The organism is Clostridioides sp. LIBA-7678 (assembly GCF_056716065.1).
Window position 1 is genome coordinate 365,101 of record NZ_CP196987.1, and the last position, 15,277, is coordinate 380,377.

Annotated in this window: 9 protein-coding genes and 3 rRNA genes; 8 read left to right on the top strand and 4 right to left on the bottom strand. The window is 35.2% G+C overall.

Annotated features, from left to right (window positions below; all coding sequences use genetic code 11):
* Nucleotides 1–351: 351 nt before the first annotated feature.
* A complete protein-coding gene (locus ACTG46_RS02080; RefSeq protein WP_479923500.1) occupies nucleotides 352–1,215 on the bottom strand; it encodes a hypothetical protein in 864 nt (287 codons plus the stop codon).
* A gap of 199 nt (nucleotides 1,216–1,414) precedes the next feature.
* Here ACTG46_RS02080 and ACTG46_RS02085 point away from each other — a divergent pair, with 199 nt between their 5' ends.
* The 6 genes from ACTG46_RS02085 (at nucleotide 1,415) to ACTG46_RS02110 (ending at nucleotide 10,443) form a co-directional block, all read left to right on the top strand.
* Nucleotides 1,415–1,780 (top strand): ArsR/SmtB family transcription factor, encoded by a 366-nt coding sequence (locus ACTG46_RS02085; protein ID WP_054268993.1) that lies wholly within the window; start codon nucleotides 1,415–1,417, stop codon nucleotides 1,778–1,780.
* A gap of 22 nt (nucleotides 1,781–1,802) precedes the next feature.
* Nucleotides 1,803–4,190, top strand: a complete 2,388-nt coding sequence (locus ACTG46_RS02090) for a heavy metal translocating P-type ATPase (protein ID WP_479923501.1) — start codon at nucleotides 1,803–1,805, stop codon at nucleotides 4,188–4,190.
* Nucleotides 4,191–4,750: 560 nt separating this feature from the next.
* A 16S ribosomal RNA gene (locus tag ACTG46_RS02095) occupies nucleotides 4,751–6,253 on the top strand.
* A 282-nt stretch (nucleotides 6,254–6,535) separates the two neighbouring features.
* A 23S ribosomal RNA gene (locus ACTG46_RS02100) occupies nucleotides 6,536–9,432 on the top strand.
* Nucleotides 9,433–9,546: 114 nt separating this feature from the next.
* Nucleotides 9,547–9,663, top strand: a 5S ribosomal RNA gene (gene rrf, locus ACTG46_RS02105).
* The 16S, 23S and 5S rRNA genes sit together here, the layout of an rRNA operon.
* Nucleotides 9,664–9,834: 171 nt before the next feature.
* Nucleotides 9,835–10,443, top strand: coding sequence for a DedA family protein (locus ACTG46_RS02110; protein ID WP_479923502.1), 609 nt, complete (start codon nucleotides 9,835–9,837; stop codon nucleotides 10,441–10,443).
* 203 nt (nucleotides 10,444–10,646) lie between these two features.
* Here the strand turns inward: ACTG46_RS02110 and ACTG46_RS02115 are convergent, their stop codons facing one another.
* The 3 genes from ACTG46_RS02115 to ACTG46_RS02125 are packed head-to-tail and all read right to left on the bottom strand — an operon-like array spanning nucleotide 10,647 to nucleotide 12,527.
* Nucleotides 10,647–11,288, bottom strand: coding sequence for an ABC-2 transporter permease (locus ACTG46_RS02115; RefSeq protein WP_479923503.1), 642 nt, complete (start codon nucleotides 11,286–11,288; stop codon nucleotides 10,647–10,649).
* Entirely contained in the window at nucleotides 11,276–12,142 is an 867-nt protein-coding gene (locus ACTG46_RS02120; protein WP_054275706.1) for an ABC transporter ATP-binding protein, read from the bottom strand. Before ACTG46_RS02120 ends, ACTG46_RS02115 begins: the two co-directional genes overlap by 13 nt.
* Before the next feature lie 13 nt (nucleotides 12,143–12,155).
* On the bottom strand, nucleotides 12,156–12,527 hold the full coding sequence (locus tag ACTG46_RS02125) for a GntR family transcriptional regulator (protein WP_054268998.1): 372 nt from the start codon (nucleotides 12,525–12,527) through the stop codon (nucleotides 12,156–12,158).
* A 194-nt stretch (nucleotides 12,528–12,721) separates the two neighbouring features.
* Between ACTG46_RS02125 and ACTG46_RS02130 the strand changes: the two genes are divergently transcribed.
* A complete protein-coding gene (locus ACTG46_RS02130) occupies nucleotides 12,722–13,651 on the top strand; it encodes an AAA family ATPase (RefSeq protein ID WP_054268999.1) in 930 nt (309 codons plus the stop codon).
* Nucleotides 13,652–13,664: 13 nt separating this feature from the next.
* Nucleotides 13,665–14,735, top strand: coding sequence for a hypothetical protein (locus tag ACTG46_RS02135; RefSeq protein WP_479923504.1), 1,071 nt, complete (start codon nucleotides 13,665–13,667; stop codon nucleotides 14,733–14,735).
* The last annotated feature ends 542 nt before the right edge of the window (nucleotides 14,736–15,277 follow it).

The following is a 15,277-nucleotide window of genomic DNA, read 5'->3' on the forward strand; positions in this document are numbered from 1 at the left end:
ATAACATATAACTAATTAACTTAATAGAAAGCCAAAAAGATTTGTATTGTAGTTGATAAATAACCGAAAAATCCAAGTAATCATGATAGAGGTTGTTACCTAAATATTACTGATAATTTAAAAAGAAGAAAATGCCAACAAGCAAAAAAATCAGATAAAATTTAATTTTATCTGATTTTTTTATATTTATTTTATTAGATTATGTTAATATTTGTTGACCGAATAAAAGTATATTCAGTCAACTCTCTATACCTATAATAATATTGGGGGAATATTATGAGGAATACATTTATTATTATGGCCAATTATTGATGTCTTATACAATTTACTTAAAATTACTTAAAAAATATTTTACATTTCTTCCTCATCAAATTCCTCAATATTAGTATTTTGTGGTATTCCTTGCATAGTCATATTACTAGAACCATAAGGAGTAGGAAATATACTAGGAGGCATAGTACTAGGCATAACTACAGGCATACCTTGCATTGTATTATGACATATGACACCTGGTATCATCATAAGTACATTAGGAGGCATATTTTGATTACATGAGAAGTTAGGAATACCCATATTATTGTTCATATTCCATCCCATGTTATTATTCATATTGCCAGACATACTGTTAGGCATACCCATGTTATTATTCATATTACCAGACATATTGTTAGGCATACCCATGTTATTATTCATATTGCCAGACATATTGTTAGGCATACCCATGTTATTATTATTCATATTGCCAGACATATTGTTAGGCATACCCATGTTATTATTCATATTGCCAGACATATTGTTAGGCATACCCATGTTATTATTCATATTGCCAGACATATTGTTAGGCATGCCCATGTTATTATTTATATTGCCAGACATATTGTTAGGCATACCCATATTATTAGATGCATTATAGTTCATGTTATTAGGCATATTATTTGAAGCAGATGTGTTGTAATTCATATTTCCGGATGTATTATTTGTGTTAGGCAAGTTGTTTGGAGAATTACTACTTTTAGGATAATTATTTGCGCTGTTAGGATAAATATTATTTACATTCTGATTATTAGGTATCTTTGTATAACCATTAGAAATTTGTGGGTCATTTCTCAATTCATCTTGGGGAATTTCTTCATTAGTAATATAATCTGCATAGTTAGCTGGGTCTAAGTAAGGCATGTAACTATTGTCTAAATCCTTTTTTTTCTTGTTACTCATATTAAACTTGCACCTCCTAGAAAACTATAAAAAAGTTTACAAAAACTTATTCTAATAATATATATATTAAAAAAGGTGATAATATGTGCATTCTAATTGTTATTAAATAAATAAAAATTATTGTTGCAAATTTAGAAGTGATGGAATATAATGAACATATGAACAGTTATTCATATATTAAAATAATGGAGGATTAAAAATGAGAGAAGAGATAAATGATTGTAATTGTAATGTAATACATGAAGAAATAGTAACAGAAGCTAAATCGACTATGCCAGATGAAGAAATGTTATATGATTTAGCAGAGTTATTTAAAGTATTTGGAGATACTACTAGAGTAAAGATATTGTATGCATTATTTGCAAATGAAATGTGTGTATGTGATATAGCAAGTTTATTAAATATGACTCACTCTGCAATATCTCATCAACTTAGAGTATTAAAGCAGGCAAGATTAGTAAAGTTTAGAAGAGAAGGAAAGACAGTGTATTACTCATTAGATGATAGTCATATAAGCCAAATATTTGATTGTGGATTAAACCATATTAGAGAGACTTATAAATGATAACAGAGAGGAGTGAATATATATGGAAGCAAATAATATAATTAAAAAAGAATTTATATTGGGAGGATTAAATTGTGCACATTGTGCAGAAGAGATTAACAATAAAGTTTCTAAGTTACAAGAAGTTAAGTCTTCCAATTTGAATTTTATAAATAAAAAGCTTACAGTAAATATAGAGAATAGTTCCAATGAAGATAATACTATAGAAAAGATAATAGACATAATAGATTCAACAGAACCAGGTCTTGATATACAAATAAGTTCTAAAGAAAATACATCTAATAGGACATCAATTAAAAAAGAACTTATATTAGGAGGATTAAACTGTGCACATTGTGCAGAAGAGATTAACAATAAAGTTTCTAAATTAAAAGAAGTTGAATCTTCTAATTTAAACTTTGTAAATAAAAAACTTACAGTAAATATACTTAATGACTTTGAAGAAGATAGTGTTATAAACAAAATAAAAGAAATAATAGATTCAACAGAACCAGGACTTGATATACAAGTGGAGTCTAAGGTCAAAACAGGGCCGAGAACTTCTGAGAAAGCAGTGAGTGCAAATGATACAAATAAGAAAGAATTAATTCCACTTATAATTGGAGCTCTTGTATATATATTTGGTATATATCAAACAGCTACAGGTTATGAAAGTCAATTTAGTAATATAGTATTTATAGTTGCTTATGTAATAGTAGGTGGCGATGTACTTTTAAGAGCAATAAGAAACATATCAAAAGGAAGAGTATTTGATGAAAACTTCTTGATGGCTCTGGCTACAGTAGGAGCATTATTAATAGGAGAATTATCAGAAGCAGTAGGGGTTATGCTATTCTATAAAATAGGAGAATATTTACAAGGTGTTGCAGTTGGTAAGTCCAGAAAGTCTATAACTTCACTTATGCAAATAAGACCAGATTATGCAAATCTGAAAGTTAATTCTGAAGTTAAGGTAGTTTCACCAGAAGAAGTAAATGTGGGAGATATAATAGTAGTAAAACCTGGTGAAAAAGTACCACTAGATGGGGTAGTAGTGGATGGAGTTTCTATGCTAGATACTTCTGCACTTACAGGTGAATCAGTACTGAGAGAAGTTGAAAAAGGTGATGAAATTTTATCTGGTGTTATAAATAAGAATGCTTTATTGAGTATTGAAGTTACAAAGAGTTTTGGAGAGTCAACAGTTTCAAAAATACTTGACCTTGTTGAAAATTCTAGTATTAAAAAATCAAAAACAGAAAACTTCATATCTAAATTTTCAAGATATTATACTCCAGTAGTAGTAATAGCTGCTTTATTGATAGCATTTGTGCCACCACTTGTAATCTCTGGTGAGGTATTTAGTGATTGGGTGTATAGAGGGTTGATATTCTTAGTTGTTTCTTGCCCTTGTGCACTAGTTTTATCAATACCACTTAGTTTCTTTAGTGGAATTGGATTTGCATCTAAAAATGGTATCCTTATTAAGGGAAGTAACTATTTAGAAGCTTTAAGAAGTGTAGATACTGTAGTATTTGATAAAACAGGAACACTTACTAAAGGTGTGTTTAATGTAACTAAATTAAATCCTGAAGGTATATCAGAAGAAGAGTTACTAGAATTTGCAGCTATTGCAGAAGTAAACTCAAATCATCCAATAGCTAAATCTATATTAAGTTACTACAGTAAAAAAATTGATTTAGATACAATAGATAGCTATGAGGAAATAGCAGCTTATGGAATCAGAGTAAAGCATAATGGAAAACTTATATTAGCAGGTAATGAGAAACTTATGAAGAAGGAGAATATATCCTATTCACCAGCTAAAGAAGTGGGTACAGTAGTCTATATTGCTGTTGATAAAGTATACAGAGGTTATATAGTTATATCAGATGAAGTAAAAGAAGATAGTAAAAATGCTATAAGAAGTTTAAAATCAATAGGAATAAAAGAAGTTGTAATGTTAACTGGAGATAATGAGAAAGTAGCAAAAAATATCGCTAAAGAATTAGAATTAGATACAGTTTATTCAAATTTACTTCCTAATGAAAAAGTTGATAGATTAGAATCTTTATATGAAGGAAGAACTGAAAAAGAAAAAATAGCCTTTGTAGGTGATGGAATAAATGATGCTCCAGTACTAGCTCGTGCTGATGTTGGTATAGCAATGGGAGGTCTAGGTTCAGATGCAGCAATTGAAGCAGCAGATGTAGTTCTTATGACGGATGAGCCTAGTAAAATATCTAAAGCAATTGAGATAGCAAATAAGACTAATAAAATAGTATGGCAAAATATAATATTTGCTTTAGGAGTAAAAATTATAGTTATGATATTAGGAGCTGGAGGAATAGCTACTATGTGGGAAGCTATATTTGCTGATGTAGGGGTAGCACTTATAGCAGTAATAAATGCTATGAGGGCTATGAGATAAAGTATAAATATAAACATATACTATTTAAATATATACTATTATAGAAAAACGTATAGTAATACAGTAATGAAATATATAATTATAAAGAGAAGTATCAATAAGTTTATTTTTAATCTATTGATACTTTTTCTTTTGTATATAAACCTATATCTATTATTTTGATTTAATGGTCTTATGTGGTATATATTTTTTACTTATATATAGATGATTCATGTATATTACTAAGCTTATATGAAGAAATAAGAATCATAATAATTATAAATGTGTAGATTGATAATTATAAATTTATAAGAAAATATCTGTATAAAAAGTCGTTAATCCTATGATATAGCTACTATTCAGCGAAATACGTAATATAAAGAATTAAAAAGTTTTAAAAAATAATTTTAAAAAGTGTTGACGAATTATTTTTAAGATGATACAGTATTACTTGTCCTTAAGAAAAGGGCAAACATGAAAAATGAACTTTGAAAATTAAACAGTAGGTTAATTTATAAAACAAGAAACAAACCATAAAGCCAGATATTTTGATAACAATAGTATCTGAGCCTGATAAACTTTTATTTGAGAGTTTGATCCTGGCTCAGGATGAACGCTGGCGGCGTGCCTAACACATGCAAGTTGAGCGATTTACTTCGGTAAAGAGCGGCGGACGGGTGAGTAACGCGTGGGTAACCTACCCTGTACACACGGATAACATACCGAAAGGTATGCTAATACGGGATAACATATTTGAGAGGCATCTCTTGAATATCAAAGGTGAGCCAGTACAGGATGGACCCGCGTCTGATTAGCTAGTTGGTAAGGTAACGGCTTACCAAGGCGACGATCAGTAGCCGACCTGAGAGGGTGATCGGCCACATTGGAACTGAGACACGGTCCAAACTCCTACGGGAGGCAGCAGTGGGGAATATTGCACAATGGGCGAAAGCCTGATGCAGCAACGCCGCGTGAGTGATGAAGGCCTTCGGGTCGTAAAACTCTGTCCTCAAGGAAGATAATGACGGTACTTGAGGAGGAAGCCCCGGCTAACTACGTGCCAGCAGCCGCGGTAATACGTAGGGGGCTAGCGTTATCCGGATTTACTGGGCGTAAAGGGTGCGTAGGCGGTCTTTCAAGTCAGGAGTGAAAGGCTACGGCTCAACCGTAGTAAGCTCTTGAAACTGGGAGACTTGAGTGCAGGAGAGGAGAGTGGAATTCCTAGTGTAGCGGTGAAATGCGTAGATATTAGGAGGAACACCAGTTGCGAAGGCGGCTCTCTGGACTGTAACTGACGCTGAGGCACGAAAGCGTGGGGAGCAAACAGGATTAGATACCCTGGTAGTCCACGCTGTAAACGATGAGTACTAGGTGTCGGGGGTTACCCCCCTCGGTGCCGCAGCTAACGCATTAAGTACTCCGCCTGGGAAGTACGCTCGCAAGAGTGAAACTCAAAGGAATTGACGGGGACCCGCACAAGTAGCGGAGCATGTGGTTTAATTCGAAGCAACGCGAAGAACCTTACCTAAGCTTGACATCCCAATGACATCTCCTTAATCGGAGAGTTCCCTTCGGGGACATTGGTGACAGGTGGTGCATGGTTGTCGTCAGCTCGTGTCGTGAGATGTTGGGTTAAGTCCCGCAACGAGCGCAACCCTTGTCTTTAGTTGCCATCATTAAGTTGGGCACTCTAGAGAGACTGCCAGGGATAACCTGGAGGAAGGTGGGGATGACGTCAAATCATCATGCCCCTTATGCTTAGGGCTACACACGTGCTACAATGGGTAGTACAGAGGGTTGCCAAGCCGTAAGGTGGAGCTAATCCCTTAAAGCTACTCTCAGTTCGGATTGTAGGCTGAAACTCGCCTACATGAAGCTGGAGTTACTAGTAATCGCAGATCAGAATGCTGCGGTGAATGCGTTCCCGGGTCTTGTACACACCGCCCGTCACACCACGGGAGTTGGAGACGCCCGAAGCCGATTATCTAACCTTTTGGAAGAAGTCGTCGAAGGTGGAATCAATAACTGGGGTGAAGTCGTAACAAGGTAGCCGTATCGGAAGGTGCGGCTGGATCACCTCCTTTCTAAGGAGAATTACCTACTGTTTAATTTTGAGGGTTCGTTTTTACGAATACTCAAAACTAGCACTTAAAGCAACGGGATTTATCCGTTGGCGCTGTGCGTTAGCACTTTAAGCAACAGAATAAGCTGAGCGTATGCGAAGTTTGTTTGTTGGCGACGTGCGTTAGCACTTTGAAAACTGCATATATATTTAGTGATATGACATCTAATTTGTAATATATAAAGCTGATAACTTTTAAAAATTATCAAGTTGATAGACTTTAATCTATCAAACCTTTTTAACTGGTCAAGTTATTAAGGGTGCAGGGCGGATGCCTTGGCACTAGGAGCCGATGAAGGACGTGATAAGCTGCGATAAGCTTCGGGGAGTTGCACGTAAACTTTGATCCGAAGATTTCCGAATGAGGAAACTCACTTAGAGTAATGTCTAAGTATCATTAAGTGAATACATAGCTTAATGAGGGGAACTCAGGGAACTGAAACATCTAAGTACCTGAAGGAAGAGAAAGAAATTCGATTCCGTAAGTAGCGGCGAGCGAACGCGGAAGAGCCCAAACCAATAAAGTTTTCTTTATTGGGGTTGCGGACATATCATAACGAAGAGGTATCGTAATTGAAGAGGTTTGGAAAGACCCACCACAGAAGGTAATAGTCCTGTATGTTAAACGAGAAGACTTTAGATATGATCCAGAGTACCACGGGACACGTGAAACCCTGTGGGAAGCAGGAGGGACCACCCTCCAAGGCTAAATACTACCTAGTGACCGATAGCGTATAGTACCGTGAGGGAAAGGTGAAAAGAACCCCGGGAGGGGAGTGAAATAGAACCTGAAACCCTGCACTTACAAGCTGTGGAAGCACATTTCTTGTGTGACCGCGTACTTTTTGTAGAACGGGCCAACGAGTTACGTTAAGTAGCAAGGTTAAGCACTTAAGGTGTGGAGCCGTAGCGAAAGCGAGTTTTAACTGAGCGTTCAGTTACTTGACGTAGACCCGAAACCGGGCGACCTACCCATGAGCAGGATGAAGCGAAAGTAAAATTTCGTGGAGGTCCGAACCCACGAGCGTTGAAAAGCTCGGGGATGACTTGTGGGTAGCGGTGAAATTCCAATCGAGCCCGGAGATAGCTGGTTCTCCCCGAAATAGCTTTAGGGCTAGCCTCAAGGTGAGAGATACGGAGGTAGAGCACTGAATGTCCTAGGGGGTATTGCACCTACCGAAGACTATCAAACTCCGAATGCCGTCATCTTATACTTGGGAGTCAGACTGTGGGTGATAAGATTCATAGTCGAAAGGGCAACAGCCCAGATCGTCAGCTAAGGTCCCTAAATGTAAGTTAAGTGGTAAAGGATGTGGGATTGCACAGACAACCAGGATGTTGGCTTAGAAGCAGCCACTCATTCAAAGAGTGCGTAATAGCTCACTGGTCGAGTGATCCTGCGCCGAAGATTTCCGGGGCTAAAACTTACTACCGAAGCTACGGCATCATTATGATGGGTAGGGGAGCTTCCCATACGGGTTGAAGCATGACCGTAAGGACATGTGGACAGTATGGGAGTGAGAATGTTGGCATGAGTAGCGAGATGTGGGTGAGAATCCCACAGGCCGTAAACCCAAGGTTTCCAGGGGAAGGTTCGTCCGCCCTGGGTTAGTCGGGACCTAAGCTGAGGCCGAAAGGCGTAGGTGATGGACAACAGGTTGATATTCCTGTACTACCGATAACCGTTTGAGAGATGGGATGACACAGTAGGATAAGCTAAGCACACTGTTGGTTATGTGTGCCCAAGCATTGAGGCAGTCAGAGTAGGTAAATCCGCTTTGATAATGCTGGGATGTGATGGGGAGCGAAATTTAGTAGCGAAGTAGCTGATTTCACACTGTCAAGAAAAGTCTCTATCGAGGTTAAAGGTACCCGTACCGCAAACCGACACAGGTGGGTGAGGAGAGTATCCTAAGGCCCGCGAGAGAACTGTTGTTAAGGAACTCGGCAAAATGACCCCGTAACTTAGGGATAAGGGGTGCCACCATCCGGTGGCCGCAGAGAATAGGCCCAAGCGACTGTTTACCAAAAACATAGGTTTCTGCTAAGTCGCAAGACGATGTATAGGAGCTGACGCCTGCCCGGTGCTGGAAGGTTAAGGGGATCTGTTAGAGCAATCGAAGCAGTGAACTTAAGCCCCAGTAAACGGCGGCCGTAACTATAACGGTCCTAAGGTAGCGAAATTCCTTGTCGGGTAAGTTCCGACCCGCACGAAAGGCGTAACGATTTGGGCACTGTCTCAACAACAGACTCGGTGAAATTGTAATTCCGGTGAAGATGCCGGATACCTGCGACAGGACGGAAAGACCCCATGGAGCTTTACTGTAGCTTGACATTGGGTCTTGGTACTACATGTACAGGATAGGTGGGAGGCTTTGAAACCAGGACGCCAGTTTTGGCGGAGCCATCCTTGGGATACCACCCTTGTAGTACTGGGACTCTAACCATAGGCCATGAATCTGGTCTTGGGACACTGTCAGGTGGGCAGTTTGACTGGGGCGGTCGCCTCCCAAAAGGTAACGGAGGCGCTCAAAGGTTCTCTCAGTACGGTCGGAAATCGTACGTAGAGTGTAAAGGCAAAAGAGAGCTTGATTGCAAGACATACAGGTCGAGCAAGGATGAAAATCGGACTTAGTGATCCGGTGGTTCTGCGTGGAAGGGCCATCGCTCAACGGATAAAAGCTACCCTGGGGATAACAGGCTTATCTCCCCCAAGAGTCCACATCGACGGGGAGGTTTGGCACCTCGATGTCGGCTCATCACATCCTGGGGCTGTAGTAGGTCCCAAGGGTTGGGCTGTTCGCCCATTAAAGTGGTACGCGAGCTGGGTTCAGAACGTCGTGAGACAGTTCGGTCCCTATCCGTCGCAGGCGTAGGAAATTTGAGAAGACCTGTCCTTAGTACGAGAGGACCGGGATGGACGTACCTCTGGTGTACCAGTTGTTCTGCCAAGGGCATGGCTGGGTAGCTATGTACGGAATGGATAAGCGCTGAAAGCATCTAAGCGCGAAGCCAACTTCAAGATAAGATTTCCCACCGCAAGGGTAAGACCCCAGAGAGACTATCTGGTTGATAGGTCGAAGGTGTAAGTGCAGCAATGTATTTAGCTTATCGATACTAATAGGTCGAGGACTTGACCAAATTATTTGATGTCCATTCAATAAAATATATGTGTAGTTTTTAGAGTGTTAACTCTAAAGAAACTAGTATTACTAGATTCTAAAAACTTAATAGAAATATTAAGCATAAAGATTATGTGGTTACAATAGCAGAGAGGATACACCTGTTCCCATTCCGAACACAGAAGTTAAGCTCTCTAGCGCTGATGGTACTTGGTGGGAAACTGCCTGGGAGAGTAGGACGTAGCCACGTAATCTTTTTTATTTATATAAGTTTCTTATTTTTAAAGTACTATTTTCAAAGTATGTTATAAATACTTTGTATAAATACATATAATAGTTTAAAGAGATTGATTCTTTAAATATAGAGTGGCGAGCTCTTATAGATATGTACTTTTAAATAAGAAAGGAGATAGATAAGTAAGTGTCTGTAATCAATAGTTTTATTCTACAATATGGATTAATCTCTGTATTTGTATTAATTATGATTGAGTATGCTTGTTTTCCATTACCTAGCGAAGTTGTATTGCCATTATGTGGAGCAATTGCCGCAAGGAATCATTTTGGGTTTTTGACAATTTTGATTTTGAGTATAATTGCAGGTATACTTGGGTCAATATTTTGTTATACAGTAGGAAATTGGGGTGGGAAATCTATCATAAATAAAATAGTAGAGATTTGTCCAAAGACAAAGAAAGGAATATTTGCATCTCAGGACTATTTTAATAAATATTCTTCTATTTCTGTTTGTGTATGTAGATTAATTCCATTATGTAGAACATACATATCTTTTATAGCAGGTATAGCAGGTCAGAATATTATAACTTTTGTAGTATCATCTATTGTAGGAATTACCATATGGAATACTTCACTAATTAGCATAGGGTATATTTTCTCAGAGAGTTGGGTAAAAATAATGTCCCATTATAATGATTATAAATTCCTAGTTCTAATTATACCAATAGTTTTAATTCTTATTGGATTTACTATTAAGTCATATATACATAAAAAACATCATAAGTTAAGATTATAAAAAATTAATAGATTTTTTCATCATTTTTTATACTTACTGTAAGATTTAAGTGTTTGAGATAATTTCTAATAATCAAAATCCCCGTTTTTAGTACAATGTAGAAACGGGGATATTTAATGTCAAATTGTAATGAATAAGTTAAATTTAATAATGAAATGACATATTGAGTAGTAGTTAAGAGCAATTAATTATCAGCTTTATTTTTATATACAGCTATTTTTTCTTGAATATCCAAGTACACTTATTACAAAAGAAACAATGAATAAGACTATAACTGTAGTGAAAGCCATCAACAAATAGGATTGAGTAGAAGTCATAATGGTAGAAAGTCCAGGTCCATCCTCAAAATATTTGATAAAATAGAAAATAGGAACGACGAAAAGTAATCCTATTGTTTGTGCTGAACGGAAACCAAACCAATATGTAAGAGGTAAGCAAATAGCAGTACAAGTAAGTGGCAAAATAATTGCTGCAATAATAGATAAGCTCAATATACTGATTTCAAAATTACCATAGAAAATACTGCTCATCAAACTAAATATAATGCTTCCAGATAAACTAAAAACCAATGTGCATATAACAGAAATATATTTGCTTGCCACTACAGAATATCCACTAACAGGCATAGCTAATTGATATTTTTTCCAGTTTACATTCTCATCACTTGCAAAACTTATAATGTTTTGCATACCTACTGAAATAGAAAACATAATTGAAGTCATTAATCCAGCATATATCCCCATATTCATAATGAGAAGGATAATAGCCAATATTGCAATTATAATAAGTTTCTTATCAATACTTTTAAAAAAAAGATAGAAGTCTTTGTAAATTAATCCTCGCATAATATTCCTCCTTTAATATAGAAAAGCATAATATCTTCCAATGTCGCATTATCAACAACTACATCCTTATATTTTCTTCTTGCAGTTTCTTTATCATCAACTAAGCATTCTATACTCATATTTGTCTGTTTGCAAATAAGATAATCATCTTGTGAGATAGTTTTAAATTTTTCTTTTCCACATCTAATAATTCCATAATTGTAGATTAAGTTATCTTTTTGTTCTTCAAAAACAATTTCTCCTTTATGAATTAGTATTACATAATCTGCAATTTTTTGTATATCTGATGTGATATGGGATGAAAAGAAAATAGAGTGTTCTTCATCTTGTATGAATTCCAAAAACAAATCCAATATTTCATCTCTACTAACAGGGTCAAGCCCAGTTGTTGCTTCATCTAAAATTAGAAGTTTTGGTCTATGAGCCATAGCACATATAATAGAAAGTTTCATTTTCATTCCTTTGGAAAATGAGCCAATAGTTTTTTTTAATGGAAGCTTGAATTTTTCTAGATAATGTTGATAAAGTGTATCATCCCATGACGTATATATGCCAGATAGTATTTTACTGATATGTTTTACAGTAAAAATATCATGGAAATTGCACTCATCAAAGACAATACCAATATCATTTTTAATTGAATACGTTGCATTGTCTACCCCAAATATCTCAATTTTTCCAGCATCTTTTTTCAATTCATTCAGTATCAAATTAATTGTGGTACTTTTACCAGCTCCATTCTCTCCAATAAAGCCGACAATTCTACCTTTTGGAATACAAAATGAAACATCTTTTAATGAAAAATCATCAAAATTTTTATATAAGTTTTGAACTAAAACATTATTCTTTTCCATAGTTTACATCCCCTTAATCTTCATAGAATAATTTGAGAATATTGGTCATCTGCTCATAAGATATACCATGTGTTCGACCAATTTCTGAAACTTTTTGCAATAATTCTTCTGCTATTCGTAACTGTTCTTCTTGGATGAACTCTTTATTTTGACTAGATACAAAACTACCTTTACCAGACACAGTTTCAATAAATCCATCACGAGTTAAATCCTCGTATGCCCGTTGAACAGTAATTACACTTATATGTAAATCTTTTGCTAGACTTCTCATAGATGGTAGCATCTCACCAGCAGATAATGTTCCATTCATTATAAGACTTTTAATCTGCAAACATATTTGTTCATATATAGGTTTATCACTACTATTACTAATGATTATTTCCATTTAATCCTCCTATACTGTACTTACTGTACTTGTTGGTTAAGTACAGTATAGGTCTATAAATCAGTCTTGTCAAGATAATAAATATAAAAGAGAGAATAATACAATAATTTATATGTTAGTCACCTTATATCCTTTTATGCTAAAATGGTGTTAAGAAATGAAACAAATACTATTTATATAAAAGGGGTAAGAATATGGATATAATAGATAATCTAAGGGTACAAGGGGTAGATGAGAAACTTATTGAAGATGTACTATATTTTAGACGTTATTATGCTCTAGAGAAAGATTTAGAATACAGGGTAACTAAGTCTAAAACTTATTTTTATGGAAGAGATATTTTGTCTATGTGTATAGCAGCTATTTTGGAAGAAGAAAATATATTATTATCAGGACCAAAAGCAACAGGAAAAAACTTACTTGCTGACAACTTGGGTGAGATATTTAATAGACCTCAATGGAATACATCATTTCACATAAATACAGATAGTTCAACACTTATAGGTACAGACACATTTATAGATAATGAAGTTAAGCTTAGAAGGGGTTCTGTTTATGAATGTGCCATCAATGGGGGATTTGGTGTATTTGATGAAATTAATATGGCAAAGAATGATGCTGTAGTTGTAGTACATTCAGCTTTAGATTATAGAAGACTGATTGATGTTCCTGGATATGAAAGAGTAAATCTGCATCCAGCAACGAGATTTATTGGAACTATGAATTATGAATATGCAGGAACAAAAGAACTTAATGAGGCACTAGTATCTAGATTTATGGTAATAGATATTCCTCCTATAGAAGAAGATAAGTTGATGATGATTTTAAAAAATGAATTTCCAGATGCTGATGAAGAAAAATTAATGCATTTTGCAGGAATATTTCTAGATTTACAGTTGAAGTCTCAAAATGGTGAAATATCTAGTAAAGCTATTGACTTGCGTGGTCTCATGGCATCACTTAAGACTATAAGAAGAGGGTTGAAACCAACTCTTGCAATTAACATGGGACTTACAGGAAAGACCTTCGATATATATGAGAAAGAAATGGTTGGAGATGTAATTAAAACTAGAATACCTAATAAATGGGAGAGTATAGATGTATTTCCAATAAGTCATATTTAATATAGGTGAGATTATGAAATGGATATATGATGATTATGAATTTGAAAACAGAGCAAATAATTTATCTTGGACAATAGCTGGAGATTACAATGAAAGTATAGATATATCAGAAAAAGATTATTCTTCAAAAGAAATAGGTTTATATTTTGCAATAATTGCAGGTGCTAGAAGAAAGTATGTAGATTGGGACATAGTAAAAAAATACCTTACAAATAGAATACGAAAAGGATATGACAAAGATATTATATTGGGTCTGATTCAAGTCATATTAAATACAATAGTTGAAGAAAAGGCTATTAAAGATAGACCAGGGATAGAAGATATAAGAAGAAATGCTTATAAAGATATTGTTTCACGTTTTACCAAAATACACAATGACAATATTATGGATAAAATTAAATATGCCTTTGTACTTTATAATATGGACAAGCATCCAGCATTAGATAGCCTAACTAGAAGAATAGTTAATGACATAAAGAATATAGATACAAATCAAGATATTATGGAGATTTTAAAAGCATTAGATGTTATATATTTAACTTATTTTGAATATATGTTAAATGGAGAAGAAAGTAGTTCTACATATGATGAAAATAATGTAAAAGATGTTGATGTAAATTTTGATACATTTGCTGATTTTATGTATGAAGAACTTTATAGTGATGAAGAAGAAAATATTATTGAAAGTGATATAGACTCTATATCTTCATCTATGCTTATAGAGGGAGTAGGAGATTTTGAGGATTCTCAATCTAGCAATTCAGCAGACAGAGTAATATATGTTGATGAAGAGACTGCAAATAAGATATATTCAAAGATAGAACATTATTATGGGAAAACTTATTTGAGTAAAGGTGAAATTAAGAAGATTGAAACACAAAATTGTAGAAATGTTCATGAAGGGTGTAGAATACACTTTACAGATGGAGTTCTTAGAAGTGAGTGTAATAATGTATTCCAGTTAAAATATGTGACAAGGCAAAAAGAAAATAATTTAGGGAAATTTAGAGAACATGCTAGAATGTATAGACAGCAGATAAAGAGATTAAAAGAAAGTCTAGCTAGAATTTTGATTAAAAAATAGCTACGCACACTTGTGACTTTAGTCGTGAGTTAGTAGCTAAAATAGTCAGCATATGGGGAAACTTATATGTAGAGATAGGATAGAACCTATCCAATACTACTTGAATTGCTGGAAACCCCTAAAGCTAACCAAACTAAAACATAAGGATGAAATAAACCTAAGTGTGAAAGTTACGAAAGTAGAAAAAATTGGTTAGATGGTATAAGGTTAAACCCTAAGTACTTTAAAATGGGCAATCAGCAGGTAAGCTCCGAATAGGAGAAACTTCAACGACTATTCCTCCTGAGGGAAGTACACTACAAGTTATCGGTAGTGGAAGTGGGTAGACCTTAACGGATAATGCCGAAGGATAAGATATAGTCTGTGCTTACATGAAAGTGTAAGAAGTTCATAAGAGAACTGCATAGGTAGTAGCGAACTTATGTGAACGACAACCTCAAAAATGATAAAAGTTAGGACTTACGGTTTTTACATATGTTATTTAGAAATAAATATAAAACCTTCGAAATAATTGTTTTAGATAATTACGTTTGTTAATATTA

Excerpts from the sequence above, each read along its gene's own strand:
- ACTG46_RS02115 (WP_479923503.1), bottom strand. The coding sequence starts at position 11,288 with ATGCGAGGATTAATTTACAAAGACTTCTATCTTTTTTTTAAAAGTATT.
- ACTG46_RS02080 (WP_479923500.1), bottom strand. The coding sequence starts at position 1,215 with ATGAGTAACAAGAAAAAAAAGGATTTAGACAATAGTTACATGCCTTAC.
- ACTG46_RS02135 (WP_479923504.1), top strand. The coding sequence starts at position 13,665 with ATGAAATGGATATATGATGATTATGAATTTGAAAACAGAGCAAATAAT.
- ACTG46_RS02120 (WP_054275706.1), bottom strand. The coding sequence starts at position 12,142 with ATGGAAAAGAATAATGTTTTAGTTCAAAACTTATATAAAAATTTTGAT.
- ACTG46_RS02090 (WP_479923501.1), top strand. The coding sequence starts at position 1,803 with ATGGAAGCAAATAATATAATTAAAAAAGAATTTATATTGGGAGGATTA.
- ACTG46_RS02130 (WP_054268999.1), top strand. The coding sequence starts at position 12,722 with ATGGATATAATAGATAATCTAAGGGTACAAGGGGTAGATGAGAAACTT.
- ACTG46_RS02085 (WP_054268993.1), top strand. The coding sequence starts at position 1,415 with ATGAGAGAAGAGATAAATGATTGTAATTGTAATGTAATACATGAAGAA.
- ACTG46_RS02125 (WP_054268998.1), bottom strand. The coding sequence starts at position 12,527 with ATGGAAATAATCATTAGTAATAGTAGTGATAAACCTATATATGAACAA.